The organism is Natronococcus sp. CG52 (genome assembly GCF_023913515.1).
GTDB lineage: Archaea > Halobacteriota > Halobacteria > Halobacteriales > Natrialbaceae > Natronococcus > Natronococcus zhouii.
Genome location: NZ_CP099391.1, coordinates 285184 through 302977, shown reverse-complemented (window position 1 = coordinate 302977; position 17794 = coordinate 285184). Strand labels below are relative to the sequence as shown.

Here is a 17794-nt window from a genome sequence, read left to right as displayed (position 1 = left end):
CCGGCGGCCAGCGGCCGGATGCTTTCGAAAGGGCTTTAATGCCGACGGCGGTACGAAGAGATGAGTCCTGGTAGGGTAGTGGACTATCCTCTTGGCTTGCGGAGCCAGGGACCGGAGTTCAAATCTCCGTCAGGACGTTTCTGTCGACACCAAACCGCGAGCGAAGCGAGCGGCTGGTGTCGACGAAACTCCCCGGAGATTTGAGCAGACCAGCGGCGGCCCGCGCAACCGAGCGAAGCGAGGTGAGCAGGACCCTCTGGGCGAGTTCAAATCTCCGTCAGGACGCTCATTTCATTCGCGACCTGACGTGCCTCACACTCACTCCGTTCGTGTGAGACTCCGTCAGGACGTCATTCTTCCGCGACAAACTCACGAGCACCGCGTAGCGGTGCGAGTATTCGTCGTGGAAGTGGCTCCCATGCGGAGATTTGAACACGGCAGTCGCAGCGCGAACGAAGTGAGCGACCGTCTGCCATCTGTTCAAATCTCCGTCAGGACGCTTTTCACGAAACTAACCCGCGAGCACCGCGTAGCGGTGTGAGTATCTGTTGAGTGAAATCGGACTCGAGGAGAGTCGAGCGACGAAAGAGGCTCACGGATAACCGGGAGAGGGTTTTTGCTTCTAGATTCGTTGGTAACCTTCACCGTGGTTATTAAAAACAATGCTGACAGTGGACCCGGAGAGAATAACGGAACGACGCGCCGACGGCTTCTAAAGGCGACGTCGGCCGTGACGGTCGGTGCGGTCGGCGTAACCGGCGTCAGCGGTGTCGCGTCCGCAGGAGAGGTCAAAGACTGCGGCGACTGGCCCGACTCGCCTCGCGAGTACCCGACGGTCGACCTGACGCAGGAGCGTCCCGACCCCCTGGGACTCGAGGCCGACGAAATCTGCGTCTACGCGCACGGCTGGAACGGGAACGAAGCGAGCCACGACCAGACGTACGCGCTCGAGTTAGCCCTCCGGGAGGAGGACTACCGCGAAACGATGGTCGCGGCGCGGTGGGACTCCGACTCGCCGAACTTCTGGGAGGCAGAGAGCAACGCCGACGAGGCTGGCGTTCGCCTGGGTCGCTGGCTCCGCGAGGAGTACGGTAACGACTCGAGCACGACGATTCGCCTCGTCGGCCACTCGCTCGGTGGCCGACTGCTACTGAAGACGCTCGACGAACTCGCGGGCGACGTCGTCGTCGACACCGCGTCGCTGCTCGGCGCTGCAGTCGAGGACGACTCCGTCTGCGAGGACGGTCGCTTCGCGGACGGAATCCGCGACTCGGCCGCGGACGTTTACAGCTATCACTCCCGCGACGACGACACCGTCTGCGTTCTCTACGAGTTCAGTACCATCGAGAGCGGATTGGGTTGTGCGGGCGCCGACTGCGGCGGCTGGTTCTCGGATGGCCCGACGCCGGACGACTACGCGGACGTCGACGTCACCGACTCCGTCCCGGGCCACTGCGAGTACTTCCGTCACGACCGGCCGGCCGGCTGTGCGGACCGAGTCGTCGACGATTTCGACTCCTGAGAGGCGGTGGAGTCGAGACGGAGAACGCCGTCAGTAGTTGGTACTCGAGTACGAAAACTGGGTGAGAGGAGTAAGCCCCCTTCTGTTCGTCCCGGCATTCGGCTGAGCGTCCGCGCCGTCCGCGGCGAGGCCGCGGGGCGTTCGGGCTACCACGGCGCGGACTTGCACCGGTGAGGGTTCGCCGTTCCATCGATCCTCGGCCGTCTGTGTGCGGTCGGTCACGCCACGCGTGACCCGCGGGTTTGAACCACGTTTCTTCGACCGCACGTCCTCTGCGGGTTATCTCCCCTTCCTCTCGGTCGGGTTCGCGCGCATCATCGGTCGGGCCGAGACGTGTCGTTTCTGTTCCAGAGCCAGCGGTCTCCCGCTCCGGACTTGCGTCCGGTCACCTGCCCGAACAGGTGGGGGGACTTTCCTCGCGAGCGTGGCACATCTCGAAGAGGTGGGCCACGTTAGGAGCGTTGGCAACCCGGAGGGGTGACCAACGTGGAGTGGTTCCGCCGTCGCCGGCGCAACCATCGCGGCAGCCAGGCTCTCTCTCCCAGTTTACTGTACGAGTGGAAGCCGAATAAGTCCCGCGGTCGCGCGACTGTTCACCGATCGGATCGAATGGAAGCGCTTTAGGACGAGAATCACCATGTGTATCTGTATGTCCCAGCGACACGGCGTCGACCTTTCCTACGAAGACGGAGTGCGCGCCGTCGAACTCGCGCGCGAATCCGTCGAATCCTACGTGCAACACGGACAGCGAGAACAACCGGGCAGCATGCGAGAAGCGTTCTACGAGCGGACCGGCGCGTTCGTTCGCCTCGAGTCCACCCGCGGCCGCGGCAGCCTGCGCGGCTGTGCCGGCGGCTACCGCTCGGACGACCAGTTCGGACACGTTATCGTCGACGCAGCGATCGAGGCAGCGAGCGAGGACTCCTGCGGATCCGAAGTCAGTCCCTCGGAGCTACAGAACCTCACCGTCTCCGTTTGTGGTGTCAAGAGCGTCGTGCTCACCGACGATCCGCTGGCGGATCTCGAACTCGGTACCCACGGCGTCGCCATCGACGGCGGCGAGGGTGGATGGCTCTACCCGACCGTCCCCGTCCAGAACGGCTGGAGCGCCCGCGAGTATCTCGATCGAACCTGCCGGAAGGCGAAGCTCGCCCCGGGAGCCTGGCAGAACGACGACGTCGTCGTCACGCTCTTCGAAGGACAGGTCTTCCGCGAGCGAGAAGCCGACGGCAGCATCGAAGAGCTCTGACCTCGGGGTTCGTCACACCTATTCGTCGCTCACCGGCGTCAGGCTGTCGATCGCGGACCAGACGAGCAGTACCGGTTGTACCCACGGATACCCGGATTGGTCAGTCGTTTTCTTCGAGCCGGCTGGAAGACGTCGAGCGCCTCGAACAGTAACTGACGTGCGATCCAGAGCGCGGTGAGCGAGACAACCACGTGTACAGCGAACCGCCAGGCCGGTCCGAACGCGAACAGAGCGCTCGTAGCGACGGCACCACCGTACGTTGCCGGGACGAGTAACGCGACAATTCTCAAAAACGGGCAGTTCGCGAGTTCGGTCGGAGAGTCAGTCGCCTCCGGACGAAACGGAGCCGTGCTGACCAGTTCCGGGGTCGAACCGTTTCGAGTATCCGGTCTCCGGACTACTCGATGCCGAACTCGACCGCCTCGGCGTCCGCCAGACAGCGCTCGCTCGCGGCCTCGAGGTCGGACTCTCGAACGATCTCGCCGTCCCGCACCAGCGGCTCGAGCAGCGCCTCGCCGTCGTCCGGACCCGCTCGATCGGCGAGCGCGACGTGGTGGCCGCCGTCGGGGGTGCGGTACACCTCCTTCACGCCGGAGAGTTTGCCGCGCTTGGAGATCGGTTCGCCCTCGTCGCCGGACTGCGTCCGGCTGCTCGAGGACTCTTCCGATCCCTCGCCGATCTCGACGATGTCGAGACTGAAGTCGATCGAATCGGCCTCGGTGATGTGGCTGCCGACGCCGAAGCCGTCCGCGACGTCCCGCAAGCGCCGAATGTTGTCGGGACCGAGACCGCCGCTACAGAAGATGTCGACGTCCTCGTAGCCGCGGGCGTCGAGTTCCCAGCGCACCTCGCGGATGATGTGACGGAAGTCGCCGCGACGGGAGCTCGTGGTGTCGATGCGAACGCCATCGAGGTCCTCGCCGAGCGTCTCGGCGGCCAGCAGACTCTCACTTTTCTCGTCCCAGAAGGTGTCGACGAGCGCGATCCGCGGGACATCTTCGGGGACGGCCTCGTCGAACGCCCGCCAGGCCTCGGACTGATTCCCCTCGCCGAAGCAGAACATGAGCGCGTGGGGCATCGTGCCGCCGGGCTCCCGGCCCAGAATCTCGCCCGCGGCGACGTGCGAGAAACCGTCGAGACCCGCGAGCAGCGCGGCGCGCTCGACCGTCGCCGTGATCGCGGGGTGGACGTGGCGCGCTCCGAACGAGAGAACCGTCGCGTCGGGCGCCGCGAGTCGCGCCTCGAGTGCGGCCGTCGCGAAGCCGCTCGGCTGCGAGAGGAAGCCGAGCAGCGAGGTTTCGAGTTCGGCGAACTCGAGGTACGACCCCTCGATCCGAAGGACGGGGCCGCCGTCGAACAGTTGGCCGTCGGGAAGCGCGTCGACGTCGACGTCGCGACCCTCGAACAGCGTCGCGACGTCCTCGACGCCGGTGAAGACGTCGAAGGAGCCGGTGGGAAACTGATCGGCGGTCACCTCGGCGACCACGTGGGGATCCTTGCCCGCGTGCTCGAGCGTCGTGTGCGTGCGCTCGAAGTACGCGTCCGTCGCGGTCCCCTCGAGGATCGCCTCGGACGAGACGGTTCCGAACGGGTTCGTCATACCGTCGGTTTCAGTCGGGGACCAAATAAGCTACCCGTCTGCCGGCGCGCTCTCGGCCCACAGCGCGGAACTGGTCGAGGGTCGGATCGGCGCCGCTGGCGACGATGGTTCGGCGGTGTCGGCGGACCCGAGTACGGCCGGCTCGGTTCCGTGCACGGTCTCGATATCGTCCGCGGCGGCGTGTACCGCCTCGAGTTCGTCGACAGCCGGAGCACCGACGATCTCGACCCTCTCGTTCGTCACGGTGATGCGATAGGCACCGGCGAAGGGATCGTCGTCACCGATCCGGTAGACGTCGGTACCGTTGTCGACCGTCTCCGCGTCGGTCTCGACACGGTCGGAATCGTCGTCGACCGGCTCGGCGCCGTTCGCCTCGAGTAGCTCCCGATAGGCGTCGGCGAAGGTCTCGGCGTCCTCCTCGCTCTCCCAGGCGAGCGCCCAGACGTGGGCCGTCCGGTCGTCCTCGTCGTGATACGCCCGGAACGTGTCGCCGGCCCATCCCTCGGTCGTGGAATGCGAGTAGTTGTACGGCGCCAGCTCGGTCCCGCCCTCCGTGAGCGACCGGTCGAGCACACCGTTCGCCCAGAGGGTCGCGAACAGCGTCGCCTCGCCGACCGTCTCCGTCCGCGGCTCGCCGTCGCCACCCGCGTACGGTTCCCAGTCGTCGCTCGAGCGGTCGGCGACGTCGACGGCGACCGGTTCGGCGTCGGGATACCGTTCTGGATGGATCAACTGCGAGGTGCTCGCCGGACGGTCGTCGTGGGCGCGGTCGACGGCGTCCCAGTCGCCGGTCTCGTGAAGGTGGGCGACGAACGACGGCCCCTCGGCGTACGGCGCGTAGATCGAGAGGAAGAGCGCGGGGTTGAACGGTCGATCGTCGGGTTCGGGGACCGGCTGCTCGTAATCGGGAATACACTGCCACGCCTCGCCGCAGCGCTGTTCGTACAGGTGTGGGACGTAGTTCGCCTCGCCCTCGAGCACGCCGAGTTCGGCCCGTCGTTCGTCGATCGTGCTTCCGCGTCGCTCGAGGCCGAAGTGCTGGTCCTGGAGGGCGTGGACCAGTTCGTGGACCAGGGTCCCGCGATCGATCCGGATCTCGCTGGTGTCGTCGGCGACGAGGACGATCCGATCGTTAGCGTAGTAACCTCGGACGGATTCGCCGTAGAGGTCGTCGAGTGCACTGTTGACGTCCGTCTCGCCGTCGACGACGAACGCACCGCGCCAGAGTTCGTTCCTGAACGCGGACGCGTTCGAGCGGCCGCCACGCTGCTCGCGGTACTCCGCCCGACTGATCACCTCGACCTCGACGTCGTGTTCGAACTTCAGCCCGCGGAGAACCTCGATACGGGCCATCGATCGGTACGCGACGGCCTCGAGTTGCGACTCGGTGAGATGTGTCCGGTCGTCGAACTCGAAGGTGTCGTCAGCGGTGTAGTCGCCGACGTGTCCGAGATCACGGTCGGTATCGAATCGATCGGGTGAGGCAGGCAGCGTACACCCCGACAGCACGACGATGAAGACGACCGCGAACAGCGTGACTCGACGCATCAGTGGCACGCATTCGAGGGGAGAAGCAAAGGTTCGTCGACCGGGTGACGGTCAGGGCCGCTTCCGACCAGCGTTCCGAACGCCGATCGCGAGAACTGCGATCGAAACCGCCGCGACCGCTGCGGGAACGCCGAAGCCGGGGATCGTGTCGCTCCCGCCATCGGACTCGTCCCCGGCGCCGTCGTCGGACGCCTTCGGATCGGTCTCTTCGATCTCGAGCGTGTCTTCGCCCTCGGGTGCGGCGCCGGAGTCGACGTTCGGGAGTTCGTCGACCGACGGCGCGCGAACGATCGTCACCGTCTCGCCGTCACGGTCGACGTGGTAGGCGCCGGGGTACTCGTCGTCGATCACGTACGTGTCCCGGTGACCGTCGACGGCCTCGGCGTCGTGGAGGTCGAGCAACTGCAGGTAGCCGTCGACGAACTGCTGGCTATCCTCGCTCGAGGTCCACTCGGTCTGCCAGACGTAGCCGGCGTGTTCGGCCGCTGCCGCCGGATCGTCGGTCTCGGTCGCCTCGTCGGTGACGTACGTGACCAGTTCGTCGCCGGCCCAGCCGTCGGTGTACGGCTGGTCGTAGTCGTACCCCTGCAGGTCCTCGGCGAAGAACTCGTCCCTGTCGATCACCGAGGGCTGGTTCCGGTCGTGTGCGTCCCCGGCGAACATCGCGACCATCCCCGCCTCGCCGTACGTCTCGCTCGCGACCTCGCCACCGACCTCGAACTGGCGCCACTCGTCGTTCGAGCGATCCTCGACCTCGATGGTGACGGGGTCGCGATCCTCGCCGGGCCGAATCACCTCGGAGCTACTGTCCGGCGGGTCGTCGTAGGCCGCGTCGACGGCGTCCCAGTCGTCCCCTTCGCGCAGGTGGTCGACGTAGTCGGGACCGTCGTTGTACGGCTGGAAGATGATCGTGTAGAGGACCCAGTTGAGTTCCGGCAGCGCCGTCGTCGCGTCGTCGGGGAGGGCGCAGTCCCACTCGCCGGCGCAGCGCTCCTCGTACTCGGTCTCGACCCGGACGGCGTCACCCTCGATGAGACCGTTCTTGGCGTTGTTCTGGTCGACCGTCTCCCGATCGTAACTCGTCAGGTCGAACTGCTGGTCCTGGAGGGCGTGGAGCAGTTCGTGACCGAGGATGACCTCGTCCAATTCGGGAGTCTCCGGGCTGTCGGAGACGATAACGATCTGACCGGGTCCCGGCTCGTAGTAGCCGGCGACGGAGCCGCCGTAGAGTTCCCTCCGTTCGTCGGTGGCGTCGGTGCTCCGATCGACCGCGAACAGCGCCTCCTTGTTGACGTTTAACTGCAGTCGGTCGTCGGCGTCGGTGAAGAGGCCGTCGTTTTGCTCCTGGAACTCCTCGCGCGAGATGACCTCGACCGAGACCTCGTCGTCGAACGTCAGCCCGCGAATTTCCTCGACGCGGGCCATCGAGCGGTAGACGACCGCCTCGAGTTCGTCGTCCTCGACGACGGCGTCGTCGCGGTCGTCGACGTCGAGTTCGTCGTCGTGCCAGTACCCTTCGACGTAGCCGACGGTGTCCTCGGTAGTGGGATCGCTCGGACGATCGGCAGCGGCCATCTCGCCGCCCTCGACACCGGTCGACCCGTCCGAGAGGACTCCCGGAACGGCACCGCCGACCGCCACGAGGGACAGCATCGCCGCCACCGCGACGAGGACGACGAGCAGGCGTGTTCGCGTTACGTTCATTTGTCCGTGATAACTACCAGTAAGAAAGCGAGGACAAAAAGGACGCCGGTCGGGTAGCGACCGCAAGAACGTTTTTGCGACGGAGTTCCTACGGGTACACATGCACCTCGAGCCATCGAACACGGCCCTCATGGTCGTCGACATGCAGAACGGCTTCTGCCACTCCGACGGCACGCTGTACGCGCCGGGCAGCGAGGAGGCGATCGAGCCGGTCGCCAACCTCGTCGATCGGGCTCGCGAGACCGACACGCAGGTGATCTTCACGCGGGACGTCCACCCGCCCGAGCAGTTCGACGAGGCCTACTACTACGACGAGTTCGAGCAGTGGGGCGAACACGTCCTCGAGGGCTCCTGGGAGGCCGAGATCGTCGAGGAACTCGACGTCCGGGAGGAAGACCACGTCGTCGAGAAACACACCTACGACGCGTTCTACAACACCGAACTCGAAGGGTGGTTGAACGCCCGCGGCATCCGCGATCTGGTCATCTGCGGCACCCTCGCGAACGTCTGCGTGCTCCACACCGGCGGCAGCGCCGGGCTTCGGGACTTCCGGCCGATCCTGGTCGAGGACCACATCGGCGCGATCGAAGACGAACACCGCGAGTACGCCCTGGAGCACGCCGAGTGGCTGTTCGGCGAAGTCGTCGATGGCGACGACCTCACGTTCGAGTCCGAGTAACGTCGGGTCGGCGCGGATTCGCCCGGCACCACGACGGGAGTGGACTCGGGCAGTCGTCGGTCGCGTCATCGGCCGGGAACGTGGTCGCGAACCGAACGCGTTTTTCGGGAACGGCCCCCAACGCTCCACCGTGATGGTCCAAACGAGACGGCGGGAACGGGAACTCGAACGAGCGCAGACGACCGGCCGGAGTCCGACCGGTCGACGAACGCGAACGGCCGCCGGTCGCGATCGGTCCGAGGAGCGTGGACACCCGTGAACGACCGCCGACTCCGCTCGATATACCTTCTCGGCGTGGGACTGAACGCGCTCGCCCTGGTGTACGCGGTGTCCGACGGCGCGCTCCTGTTCGCCGTCACGTTCGGCCTCGTCATCGCGTATCTCGGCGTCCGGTACTGGATGCTCTCCTCCAGCGACGACACGGGACGGTAGCGACAGTCGAGACCACGATCGGTTCGTCACAGCCGGCGTCCCGATATAAAGAGCGTGTCACTGTGAAGGCGGACCCGTATGAGCAACAGGACCAAGGTTTCCACTGATGCTCGACCCGGTCCCCGCCTCCGTGGAAACGGCGATCTACCTCTACTTCCTCGTCGTTGGAGCAGTCGGACTCTATCTTCACTGGCGGCTTCGCCGCGCGTCTCGAGCCAGCGAGGATGCCGTTCCGGACGACGAGCCACCGCGAACCGATTCCGAACGACCGTTCGACTGAGGGTGCCCGCTCGGAAGCGGACGCTCCTCAGTCGGTGCGGAAGATCCGATACGATCCCTGTCCGGTCGCGACCGCCTTCGTCTCGCCGTCCGGCGTCGTGCTCTCGACGGTGACCTCGCTGACGCCGACGGTCGAGCCCACGCGGACGACCTCCGCCGTCGCCTCGAGGTCGCCCGTCGCCGGCCGGAGGTAGTTGACGTTGAGGTTGATCGTCGCAACGCCCGTCGAGAGCGGATCCTCGAGATCCGTCTGGATGGCGAATCCGCCGACGGTGTCGATGAGGGTGGCGGCGATCCCGCCGTGGATGTCGGGTCGCTGATCCTCGCCGGCGTGGGGCCGAATGTTCGTCAGTTTCTCGTCGTAGGGGATCGACAGCGTCATCGTCCCGTTGTCGACGTCGTCGACGCTCGTCCCGATCCACGAGAGGAACTCGTGGTACTCGTCGATGTAGTTCTGGAGGAACTGCGCGATGTCGTCGACGTCCTCGACCGAGGCCGGTGAATCGTCGCTCATGCTCACTCGTCCACCAGCGACGCTCTTTATCGCTGTGTTTCACGAGTTACCCGTTGTCGAAGGTTCATTCGCCTCGAGGGCGTCCGTTTCGTATGGACCAGCGTTCGACCACGCGCGAGAAGTCCGGTGATCGCCGTGTCTGAGGGCTCCGAGGGGCCAGAGTACGACACCGACTTCCGCGAGAACCCCGACGAGTACGAGATCGGCCGCGGCGAGGAAGGCGTGTTCAAAGTCGAACCGTACAAGAGCGAACTGCTGCCGCTGTGGTCGTACGCGGACGAGGGGAGCGCCGAGGAGTCGGCCGAAGCGATCTACGAGCGGTACGAACGGTACCGCGAGAACGACGAGTTCCCGGGGATGGATATGGCCCGGAAGTACCTTCAGATGGGGTACACTCGAGCCATGCGCTACGCGAAGTATCCTGGCGGGCGAAAGTACGACGAGAGCGAGGCGCACAGCGCCTCGGATGGCGAGCGGACGGCGTCCGCGAGCGACGGGAGCGAACGCGAGGCGAAGCAGTGGGCCGACGACGAAAAGCGTGCGGCGGCGCTGGTCTTCGAGTCCTACTGGGAGCGAGTCCGTGAAGACCAGGCCTATCAGAACGCGAAGGAGCGACACCGCGACCGTCACGGATAGTACGGCCGTTCGAGTGCGACGGCCGATCGAGTACGACGATCGATCAAGCTCAAAGCGGCGTTTCAGTCTCCAGAAAGCGTTTACAGGCGCTCGAGGGAGATAGTCACATGTCGACCGATCGACGAACTGTTCTCGCGCTCTCCGGCGCCCTCCTCGCGGGGATGGCCGGCTGTACCGGCACGGACGACGACCCGACGTCGAACGGCGATTCGAACGGAACCGAACCGACCGACGAGTACGACGGCGACTTTCCGGAACTCGGGTTCGTGACCGATCCCGACCTCGAGGACGCCCTGCTCGCCGAACAGATCCGCGAGAACGTCGCCTTCTCGCTCGACCTCCTCGAGCAGCTTCGGGCCGAGGGGCCCGACGAGAACCTGTTCTTCTCGCCGTACAGCGTCTCCGTCGCGCTGGCGATGACCTACGCCGGCGCCCGCGGCGAGACGGCGACGGAGATGGCCGACGCCCTACGATACGAACTCGAGGACGACGAGATTCACGGGGCGTTCGGCGCGCTCGAGGCGGAGTTCGAGCGCCGAAACGAAGACGGTGCGGAGGTGGACGACCCGTACGGTACGGACGACAACGAGACCGACGAGGACGAACTCGGCTTCGAACTCTCGAGTGCGAACGCGGTCTGGGTCGACGACGGGTTCGCGCTCGAGGAGGAGTACCTCGAGTTGCTCGAACTCTATTACGAAGCCGGCGAACGCCTCGTCGACTTCTCGGGCAGTCCGGAAGCGGCACGCCAGGAGATTAACGCGTGGGTCGAGGAGCGGACCGACGACCGTATCGAGGACCTGCTACCCGAGAGCACGATCAGCGAGTCGACCAGACTCGTCCTGACGAACGCGGTGTACTTCCTCGCCGCCTGGAAACACGACTTCGACTCGGCCGATACCACGCCGGAGCCGTTCGCGAGCCTCGACGGGAGCGAGACCGAAGTCGAGATGATGCACCAGCGCGAGGAGTTGCGCTACGCCGACGTCGACGACCACCAGCTCGTCGAGCTCCCGTACGCCAACGACGACACGAGCATGGTCGTCGTTCTCCCGGCTGAGGGCGAGTTCGAGTCGTTCGAGGAGTCGTTCTCGGTCGATCGGCTGGCGACCATGCTCGAGGAGACCACCCGTCCGGAGGTCGACCTCGCGCTTCCGAAGTTCGGCATCGAGTCGACGGTCAGCCTCGTCGAAGTCATGCAGAAACTCGGCATGGAGCGAGCCTTCGGAGGCGGCGCGGACTTCAGCGGGATGGTTGAAGGGGATTCGAGCGGCCTGTTCATCAGCGACATCGTCCACGAGAGCTTCCTCGAGGTCGACGAAGAAGGGACCGAAGCCGCCGCCGCGACGGCCGTCGCGATGGACGAGAGCGCGCCGGCGGAGCAGGTCGAGCTGGCCGTCGATCGACCGTTCCTGTTTTATATTCGGGATCGACCGACGGAGACGCCGTTGTTTTTCGGTCGAGTGGTCGACGGCGAGACGCTGCGGGAGTGATCAGCGTACACGTTTCAGCACACGGTCTGGACGCGGCTCGTATTCGTTGGCCGCTCGAGCGTTGCTGTACAGAGCGCCGAGAAATCGCCGCGCGGTCGGTTCACCGTCCGGTACTGGCCGCCTCAGGTTTCTAGTTTAACTCCTCCCAAGGCGTACTCTCGCTCGCGATGAGTTCCACAGTACCGCTATTCATGATGCCTGGTGGGCCCGAACTGCTCATCATCTTCTTCATCGCCGTCCTGCTGTTCGGTTCGGCGAAGCTCCCCGGACTCGCCCGCGCTGCCGGCGAGTCCATGGGTGAATTCCAGAAAGGACGCGTCCAGGTCGAACGAGAACTCGACGAGATGCGAACCGCCTCGAAGTTGGACAGCGATCCCGATCCCGAGACAGAACCCGAAGCGGAGCGGGCCGCAGACTGACGCCGTTTTTCGAGGGCGGCTCACGAACGGGAAGCGACGCCCATCGATTGGCGTGCTACGTCAGCCACTGACCGTTCATCGCCATTCGTCGAGGTCGACGACCGAATTAACTTCGATCCACTGCGTCGAGGACGAGTCGACGCTACAGAGGACGTACGTTCCACCGGTCATCATGTAGAGTTCGTTGCCGTGAGAGCGATCACGATCGTCCTCCCTGCCGGGTTCATCAGGGTCATTGTCGATGCTTCCGGTGCTCATCTCAGTCGAAAGTACGGCGGCTATTCAGGTAATCCGAGGACCTGATAGACCATGGGTCTCACCGGTCGGTCGTCGACCGCGAGGCGAGCACCGTATATCGAGAGAGGTTCGCAATCGCCCGTCGAAGGCGTTCGGTCATCGCCTGGCCCGAGATGCCGAGTTCCGCGGCCAACTCGGCCGTCGAACACCGTCGCGGGATATCGTAATAGCCCCGTTCGACCGCGAGCGCCAGCGCCTCCCGCTGGGGGGTCGTCAGGCCGAACCGCGGATCTTCGCCCGGGTCGGTGCCGTGGTAGATTCGCTGGACGTGAATAGCGACGTCGTCACGTTCACAACGGTCTCTGAACGCCGAGAGGTTATCGTGTTCGGCGAATCGAACGTCGAACTCCCAGTACCCCTTCTGGCAGACTGCTCGCAGGATCTGCCCGTCACACACCTCGATATCCCGAAACACGGTATCCGATTCGGGAACCCACTCTACCGCGACGAGCGTCGCGTCGTCGATTCGATCGACGATCTCGACGCTCTCGACCGACTCGTGATCCCGGAGCGAGTCGACGATCGACTCCGGTGGTGCAGCGTGGATCCAGAAAAACGGAATCGACCGCTTCCTGCTCGGTACGAGCGTCTCGAGTTCGACGGCGCTCCCGCTCTCCACTCGAAGCGCACTGCCGAGTTCGGAGTTTCCGACGGGGGTTTGGAACCGGAGGATAACGACCATCCGCGTGGCTCCCGACTACGTCTCCCTCGATAATAATATCGTGCTAACGACAGATAGACAATCATCGACTCACGAAGGTACGCCAGTTCTGACGAGCATTTGCGCGCTACGCAATCGTCGTATCAGTGTAAATCGATACGTCGACTCGATCGCCGACCGAGAACGCCCGATCCGGACAGATCAGCTTCGCCCCGAAGTCGGCGTCGCGAGCGCAGAACAGCGACAGCCCGGTTATCGGCTCGTCGTTCGCGGTAACGGTCACGGCGCCCCAGGTGATCGTCCGACCGTCGACGACGCCGAGTCGGTCTCCGTTCAGGGAGACGGGTCCCTCGATCGCCCCGTCAGGTCCGAGCAGGCCGCCGCCGTCGTAGTGTGGCAATCCGCCGTCGAGGATTCCACCGCCGTCGGCCTCGACGCCGACGAACGTCTTGCCGGGGTCGGGATGCGCCGGCGCGTCGAGCACGGCGTACGTGTCGCCCGTCGCGACGACCGTGCCGGCGCCGTCCCACGCGAGCGGTTCGATCTCGACGCCCGGATCGACCGGTAACGACCCCGACGCCCGGTGCGGATTTTGGCCGGGTTCGCGAAAGCCGACGTGGAGGTGGTTGTCGACCCACGGGGCGAAAAAGCCTGCACGGACGAGCGTGCCGAGCGAGTCACCGGCTTCGACCCGGTCGCCGGCCTCGACGTCCGGATCGACGTGCAACACGCGGGCCGTCAGTCCCTCGAGTCCTGCCGGGCCCTCGCAGTCGACGAGAATCAGGTAGTCGTGCTCGGGCGCGTAGGATTTCGGCGGCGCCCGGACGGTCTTCGTCTCGCGAACGGTGCCGGAGACGGGACTGGGTGCGGCGGTCGTTCGACCGTCCGTCAGGGTTCCCGGATAGAGGTCGATCGCACAGCCGCCGTCGTGGGCGCGGTAGGGCGAGTTGTACAGCGAGAACCGTTCGTACCGGACGAGCAGTGATTCGGGCAGGGAGACGGCCATCGATACGTTTCGCGTTCGACTCCGCAGCGAGAGCGTTTAGGTGCATCGACCCGAACGCTCCGCGTATGCGCGTATTCCGGGGCCGTGCGGGGACGATCGAAACCGACCGTGAGGTGAGCGCCCGCCTGCTCGAGGTCGCCGCGGACGGCGAGCCCGCCGTTCGCGTCTGGATCCCCCACCGCCAGGTCGCGTTCGGGCGACGGGACAGCCGACTCGACGGGTACGACCGGGCCCGCAAGGCTGTACGCGAGCGAGGGTTCCCGCCGGTCGAACGGAGCGTCGGCGGGCGGGCCGTCGCCTACGACGGCGAGACGACGCTCGCGTTCGCTCGCGCCGAGCCGATCGCCGACTTCCGCCGCGGGACCGACGAACGCTACGAGCGACTTACTGCGGCCGTGGAGGGCGCACTCGGAGAGCTGGGACTCGACCTCGAGCGCGGCGAGCCCGCGGACTCGTTCTGTCCCGGCGCTCACTCGCTGTCGACCGGAGGCGCGAACGGACCGCGAAAGATCGTCGGCATCGCCCAGCGGATCCGACAGGACGCGGCGCTCGTCTCGGGAATCCTCCTCGTCGATCGGCGGGAGGAACTCGCAGCGGTGCTCGAGGCGGTCTACGGCGAACTCGCGGTGCCGTTCGATCCGGCGAGCGTCGGCAGCGTGGTCGACGCGGGCGGTCCGTCGGATCCGGATCGGGTCCGCCAGGTGCTCGAGGAGGCGCTCGTCGGCGACGGTCGCGACTCGGCGGCGGTCGAGGGCGTCTCCGCGGGCGTCAGCGAAGACGCTCGATAGCGACGACAGCCATCCCGGTCGGCTCGAGTCGCGGCAACGTTTTTCCTCTGGACGGTGTGGTCTCGAGTATGGTCAGACGAGCCTCGGAGGAGTCGCGATGAGCGACGACGACAGAGCCCCCGTCACGACGCCGGAGTGGGGGGAACTGGTCGCGGACGCGGGCGGAATCGCCGCGAACTACCGCGACGACGGCTGGGACGGCGTCGTGCTCGATCCGATCGAGGTGACGCCGGTCGACGACGAGGAGCGGTTCGGACTCGACGTCGAAGTGACCGAGGACGAGTACGACCTCGTCGCGAAACTCGTCGACCGCGAGGACGTCACCTTCGGTGGCGCCGAGGTGTACTACCGGCCGTCAGAGGGCGACGACCGTCGATTCGCCCTTGCGGTCGAGCGCGACGAGGCGACCGAGACGGCCGTCTTCGTCCCGCTCACGTACGCGCTCTCGGAGTCCCACGGCGTCTTCGAGCGCGCGCTTCGCGAGGCGGACCTCCAGATCCACGTCCGGCCGGAAGCGGCCGAGCAGTGGATCGTCTTCTCTCACGAGGATCCGTCGCTGTTCCTCGAGGAGTCGGACGTCCGGAAGTGGGGCGACGGGTAGCCCTCACTCCTCGTCCCGCTCCCGAAGCTCCGCGCTCGCGTCGCGCACCTCCCGCATCACGCTCGAGATGCGCTCCTCGGCCTCGAGTTCGTCCTCGACGGAGAGGTCGACGCCTTCGACCTCGAGCAGAAACTTGGCGACCTCGGTCGACTCGTACATCACGTCGTCGAGCTCTTCGGCGGTGAAGAAGTCGCACATCGCCCCGTAGAGGAAGGTCGCGCCCGCCATGCGCACCTTCTCCTCGAACGACGAGCGAGCCTGGTTGACCGCCTGCGGCGTGTAGGTGTCGGTCATGAAGGGGACGAGTTCGGGGAGGTTCTCGCCGATCTTGGTCATCTCGACGCCGGTCTCGGTCCGGAAGTCAGAACAGAGCCGCGCGATAGCCCACTCCCTGGCCGTGATGTAGGTCCGGTCGCGAAGGAACTCGTTGACCCGCTCGTACTGGGCGCCGTCCATCTTCTTGAAGCGGGCGTACTTTCGAACGTCTTCCGGCACGTCGCTCCCCTCGGGTTCGGGATCCGGAACGCCCGGCATCGCGTCGTCGCGCTGCTGTTCGCTATCATCACGGGTGGCCGTCGTTTCGGCTACGTCGGCGTCACGGCTCTCGTCCGTCGTCCCTCCTGCACTCGGTCCGTCCTCGTCCATGGCCGCCTATACCCACACGCCCGAAATAAGGATTGTCTCCCGTAGGCGAACGCGGCTCCTCTCGCGGACGAACGCGTCTCGAGCGACAGACGACGAATGCGTACCGAACGGCGCCGTAAACGGCTCTTGCGTCCGTAAGAGTTGTCGCGGATTTAAGTTCATGAAGGACATTCGGTAGAGTATGACACAGACACCGGTCGTTGTCGAGGCAGTACGAACTCCGCAGGGGAAAGAAGACGGCGTCTTCGCGGACCTCCGCAGCGAGGACCTGTCGGTGGCGCTGATCGACGATATCCTCGCCGAAACCGGCCTCACCGGTGCGGAGGTGGACGACCTGATGTGGGGCTGTGCCCAGCAACGCGGCGAGCAGGGGAACAACATGGCTCGCGTCATCGCGCTCCTGTCGGAACTGGGCGAGGACGTTCCCGGGACGACGATCAACCGCTGGTGTGCCTCGTCGATGCAGGCGGTCATCTCCGCCTCGGACGCGATCGCCGCGGGCAACCGCGACGCGATCATCGCCGGCGGCGTCGAGAACATGTCCCGCGTCCCGATGGGCGAGAATCACTCGAACGTCCACCCGAAGATGGCCGAGTACTACAACATCGGCGAACTGCAGATGGGGATGACCGCCGAGAAGGTCGCCGAGGAGTACGGCGTCAGCCGCGAGGAACAGGACGAGTACGCCGCACAGAGCCAGCAGCGCGCCGCCGAGGCGACCGAGGAAGGCCGCTTCGACGACGAGATCGTCCCGATCGAAACCGAGGACGGCACCGTCGACGAGGACGAGGGGATCCGCCCCGGAACGACCGCCGAGAAGCTCGCCGAACTGCCGACCGTCTTCAAGTCCGACGGCACCGTCACCCCCGGCAACGCCTCCCAGATCTCCGACGGCGCCTCCGCCCTGCTCGTGACGAGCGAGGCCTTCGCCGAGGAGCACGACCTCGAGATCCTGGCCGAAGTCGGCCGGAACAACGTCGCCGGCGTCGACCCCACCGTTATGGGAATCGGCCCGGTGCCCGCGACCGAGGGCCTGCTCGAGCGCAACGGCCGCGACATCGAGGAGTACGACCTCGTCGAGCTCAACGAGGCCTTCGCCAGTCAGAGTCTCTACTCGCGCGATCAGCTCGGAATTGATCCCGACATCTTCAACGTCAACGGCGGCGCAATCGCTATCGGACATCCGCTCGGCGCCTCCGGTGCACGCCTGCCGGTAACGCTGATCCACGAACTGCAAAAGCGCGGCGGCGGTCTCGGTCTGGCGACGCTCTGTGTCGGCTTCGGTCAGGGTGCGGCGATCGAGTTCGAAGTCGACTGAGGCGATCGATTTCGACCCTTCGGGTTTCTCGAGTCCGTTTTTGGCCGGCGATTTAGTAGTCTCGAGTCGTAGGGCGCGTATGAGCAACATCCTGTTGGCGGCGATCATCGGGATTCCGCTCGCCTGGCACCTCGGGATCACCGCGTTCGTCTACTACGACGCGGGGCGGGTCGGCCTCGAGCCGCCGCGGAAGTGGGCCGCGATCACCTTCTTCGTCCCGCTCTTTGGCTTCTTCGTCTACCTCTTCGAGCGCAGCGAGCTGGATTACGATCCGGAGAGCGATCCCTACAGAGGGAACAACTACAACATTCATCCCTCGAGGGCCGACGACGCGCCGCTGCCGTCCAGAGGCGACGATCGGGAGCCGGCGGACGAACGGCAGTCCGAGCGAGAGAGCTAGCCG

General features: G+C 65.6%; 20 protein-coding genes, 1 tRNA gene and 1 other RNA gene. 13 read left to right on the top strand and 9 right to left on the bottom strand.

What is annotated here, in order from left to right; translation table 11 throughout:
- Positions 1–64 precede the first annotated feature (64 nt).
- A tRNA-Arg gene (locus NED97_RS01520) sits at positions 65–137 on the top strand.
- A gap of 593 nt (positions 138–730) precedes the next feature.
- Positions 731–1522, top strand: a complete 792-nt coding sequence (locus NED97_RS01515) for a putative lipase (RefSeq protein WP_252488979.1) — start codon at positions 731–733, stop codon at positions 1520–1522.
- A gap of 63 nt (positions 1523–1585) precedes the next feature.
- Here the strand turns inward: NED97_RS01515 and rnpB are convergent.
- An RNA gene (rnpB, locus tag NED97_RS01510) (RNase P RNA component) lies at positions 1586–1958 on the bottom strand.
- Positions 1959–2171: 213 nt separating this feature from the next.
- On the opposite strand from rnpB, the gene NED97_RS01505 reads away from it, so the two are divergent.
- Complete coding sequence (locus tag NED97_RS01505; RefSeq protein WP_252488978.1) at positions 2172–2771, top strand: TIGR00296 family protein; 600 nt, start codon at positions 2172–2174, stop codon at positions 2769–2771.
- A 397-nt stretch (positions 2772–3168) separates the two neighbouring features.
- Here the strand turns inward: NED97_RS01505 and NED97_RS01500 are convergent, their stop codons facing one another.
- From NED97_RS01500 to NED97_RS01490, 3 genes are read right to left on the bottom strand one after another with little or no spacing between them, the layout of a single operon-like run.
- Entirely contained in the window at positions 3169–4371 is a 1203-nt protein-coding gene (locus NED97_RS01500; RefSeq protein WP_252488977.1) for a nicotinate phosphoribosyltransferase, read from the bottom strand.
- Positions 4372–4401: 30 nt separating this feature from the next.
- A complete protein-coding gene (locus tag NED97_RS01495; RefSeq protein ID WP_252488976.1) occupies positions 4402–5919 on the bottom strand; it encodes an Hvo_1808 family surface protein in 1518 nt (505 codons plus the stop codon).
- Positions 5920–5970: 51 nt separating this feature from the next.
- A complete protein-coding gene (locus tag NED97_RS01490; RefSeq protein ID WP_252488975.1) occupies positions 5971–7623 on the bottom strand; it encodes an Hvo_1808 family surface protein in 1653 nt (550 codons plus the stop codon).
- Between the two features lie 100 nt (positions 7624–7723).
- Here NED97_RS01490 and NED97_RS01485 point away from each other — a divergent pair, with 100 nt between their 5' ends.
- The 3 genes from NED97_RS01485 (at position 7724) to NED97_RS01475 (ending at position 9014) form a co-directional block, all read left to right on the top strand.
- Complete coding sequence (locus tag NED97_RS01485) at positions 7724–8302, top strand: cysteine hydrolase family protein (protein WP_252488974.1); 579 nt, start codon at positions 7724–7726, stop codon at positions 8300–8302.
- Between the two features lie 255 nt (positions 8303–8557).
- The gene (locus NED97_RS01480; protein WP_252488973.1) at positions 8558–8734 is read left to right on the top strand and encodes a hypothetical protein; all 177 of its coding nucleotides are present in this window, start codon (positions 8558–8560) and stop codon (positions 8732–8734) included.
- 106 nt (positions 8735–8840) lie between these two features.
- Positions 8841–9014 (top strand): hypothetical protein, encoded by a 174-nt coding sequence (locus NED97_RS01475; protein ID WP_252488972.1) that lies wholly within the window; start codon positions 8841–8843, stop codon positions 9012–9014.
- A 27-nt stretch (positions 9015–9041) separates the two neighbouring features.
- Here NED97_RS01475 and NED97_RS01470 read toward each other — a convergent pair whose 3' ends face one another.
- Positions 9042–9527: a PaaI family thioesterase gene (locus tag NED97_RS01470; protein ID WP_252488971.1), complete on the bottom strand. Its 486-nt coding sequence runs from the start codon at positions 9525–9527 to the stop codon at positions 9042–9044.
- A 126-nt stretch (positions 9528–9653) separates the two neighbouring features.
- On the opposite strand from NED97_RS01470, the gene NED97_RS01465 reads away from it, so the two are divergent.
- The 3 genes from NED97_RS01465 (at position 9654) to NED97_RS01455 (ending at position 12075) form a co-directional block, all read left to right on the top strand.
- The gene (locus tag NED97_RS01465; RefSeq protein ID WP_252488970.1) at positions 9654–10163 is read left to right on the top strand and encodes a DUF4385 domain-containing protein; all 510 of its coding nucleotides are present in this window, start codon (positions 9654–9656) and stop codon (positions 10161–10163) included.
- A 107-nt stretch (positions 10164–10270) separates the two neighbouring features.
- Positions 10271–11656, top strand: coding sequence for a serpin family protein (locus NED97_RS01460; RefSeq protein ID WP_252488969.1), 1386 nt, complete (start codon positions 10271–10273; stop codon positions 11654–11656).
- Positions 11657–11823: 167 nt separating this feature from the next.
- Positions 11824–12075, top strand: a complete 252-nt coding sequence (locus NED97_RS01455; protein ID WP_252488968.1) for a Sec-independent protein translocase subunit TatA/TatB — start codon at positions 11824–11826, stop codon at positions 12073–12075.
- Between the two features lie 75 nt (positions 12076–12150).
- On the opposite strand, the gene NED97_RS01450 is transcribed toward NED97_RS01455, so the two are convergent.
- The 3 genes from NED97_RS01450 to NED97_RS01440 all read right to left on the bottom strand — a co-directional run bounded on the left by NED97_RS01450 (position 12151) and on the right by NED97_RS01440 (position 14039).
- Entirely contained in the window at positions 12151–12333 is a 183-nt protein-coding gene (locus NED97_RS01450) for a hypothetical protein (protein WP_252488967.1), read from the bottom strand.
- A gap of 58 nt (positions 12334–12391) precedes the next feature.
- Complete coding sequence (locus NED97_RS01445; protein ID WP_252488966.1) at positions 12392–13054, bottom strand: helix-turn-helix domain-containing protein; 663 nt, start codon at positions 13052–13054, stop codon at positions 12392–12394.
- Positions 13055–13160: 106 nt separating this feature from the next.
- Positions 13161–14039 (bottom strand): hypothetical protein, encoded by an 879-nt coding sequence (locus tag NED97_RS01440; RefSeq protein WP_252488965.1) that lies wholly within the window; start codon positions 14037–14039, stop codon positions 13161–13163.
- 65 nt (positions 14040–14104) lie between these two features.
- Here NED97_RS01440 and NED97_RS01435 point away from each other — a divergent pair, with 65 nt between their 5' ends.
- Positions 14105–14827, top strand: coding sequence for a lipoate--protein ligase family protein (locus NED97_RS01435; RefSeq protein WP_252488964.1), 723 nt, complete (start codon positions 14105–14107; stop codon positions 14825–14827).
- Between the two features lie 97 nt (positions 14828–14924).
- Positions 14925–15428, top strand: coding sequence for a DUF7529 family protein (locus NED97_RS01430; RefSeq protein ID WP_252488963.1), 504 nt, complete (start codon positions 14925–14927; stop codon positions 15426–15428).
- A 3-nt stretch (positions 15429–15431) separates the two neighbouring features.
- Here NED97_RS01430 and NED97_RS01425 read toward each other — a convergent pair whose 3' ends face one another.
- Positions 15432–16073, bottom strand: coding sequence for a DUF5806 family protein (locus NED97_RS01425; protein ID WP_252488962.1), 642 nt, complete (start codon positions 16071–16073; stop codon positions 15432–15434).
- A gap of 181 nt (positions 16074–16254) precedes the next feature.
- On the opposite strand from NED97_RS01425, the gene NED97_RS01420 reads away from it, so the two are divergent.
- Positions 16255–17391, top strand: a complete 1137-nt coding sequence (locus NED97_RS01420; protein ID WP_252488961.1) for a thiolase family protein — start codon at positions 16255–16257, stop codon at positions 17389–17391.
- A 79-nt stretch (positions 17392–17470) separates the two neighbouring features.
- A complete protein-coding gene (locus NED97_RS01415; RefSeq protein ID WP_252488960.1) occupies positions 17471–17791 on the top strand; it encodes a hypothetical protein in 321 nt (106 codons plus the stop codon).
- Positions 17792–17794: the final 3 nt, after the last annotated feature.

Bases quoted from the DNA above. Each gene is read 5' to 3' on its own strand.
- NED97_RS01505 (WP_252488978.1), top strand. From the start codon at position 2,172: ATGTCCCAGCGACACGGCGTCGACCTTTCCTACGAAGACGGAGTGCGC.
- NED97_RS01500 (WP_252488977.1), bottom strand. From the start codon at position 4,371: ATGACGAACCCGTTCGGAACCGTCTCGTCCGAGGCGATCCTCGAGGGG.
- NED97_RS01495 (WP_252488976.1), bottom strand. From the start codon at position 5,919: ATGCGTCGAGTCACGCTGTTCGCGGTCGTCTTCATCGTCGTGCTGTCG.
- NED97_RS01490 (WP_252488975.1), bottom strand. From the start codon at position 7,623: ATGAACGTAACGCGAACACGCCTGCTCGTCGTCCTCGTCGCGGTGGCG.
- NED97_RS01485 (WP_252488974.1), top strand. From the start codon at position 7,724: ATGCACCTCGAGCCATCGAACACGGCCCTCATGGTCGTCGACATGCAG.
- NED97_RS01475 (WP_252488972.1), top strand. From the start codon at position 8,841: ATGCTCGACCCGGTCCCCGCCTCCGTGGAAACGGCGATCTACCTCTAC.
- NED97_RS01470 (WP_252488971.1), bottom strand. From the start codon at position 9,527: ATGAGCGACGATTCACCGGCCTCGGTCGAGGACGTCGACGACATCGCG.
- NED97_RS01460 (WP_252488969.1), top strand. From the start codon at position 10,271: ATGTCGACCGATCGACGAACTGTTCTCGCGCTCTCCGGCGCCCTCCTC.
- NED97_RS01455 (WP_252488968.1), top strand. From the start codon at position 11,824: ATGAGTTCCACAGTACCGCTATTCATGATGCCTGGTGGGCCCGAACTG.
- NED97_RS01450 (WP_252488967.1), bottom strand. From the start codon at position 12,333: ATGAGCACCGGAAGCATCGACAATGACCCTGATGAACCCGGCAGGGAG.
- NED97_RS01445 (WP_252488966.1), bottom strand. From the start codon at position 13,054: ATGGTCGTTATCCTCCGGTTCCAAACCCCCGTCGGAAACTCCGAACTC.
- NED97_RS01440 (WP_252488965.1), bottom strand. From the start codon at position 14,039: ATGGCCGTCTCCCTGCCCGAATCACTGCTCGTCCGGTACGAACGGTTC.
- NED97_RS01435 (WP_252488964.1), top strand. From the start codon at position 14,105: ATGCGCGTATTCCGGGGCCGTGCGGGGACGATCGAAACCGACCGTGAG.
- NED97_RS01430 (WP_252488963.1), top strand. From the start codon at position 14,925: ATGAGCGACGACGACAGAGCCCCCGTCACGACGCCGGAGTGGGGGGAA.
- NED97_RS01425 (WP_252488962.1), bottom strand. From the start codon at position 16,073: ATGGACGAGGACGGACCGAGTGCAGGAGGGACGACGGACGAGAGCCGT.
- NED97_RS01420 (WP_252488961.1), top strand. From the start codon at position 16,255: ATGACACAGACACCGGTCGTTGTCGAGGCAGTACGAACTCCGCAGGGG.
- NED97_RS01415 (WP_252488960.1), top strand. From the start codon at position 17,471: ATGAGCAACATCCTGTTGGCGGCGATCATCGGGATTCCGCTCGCCTGG.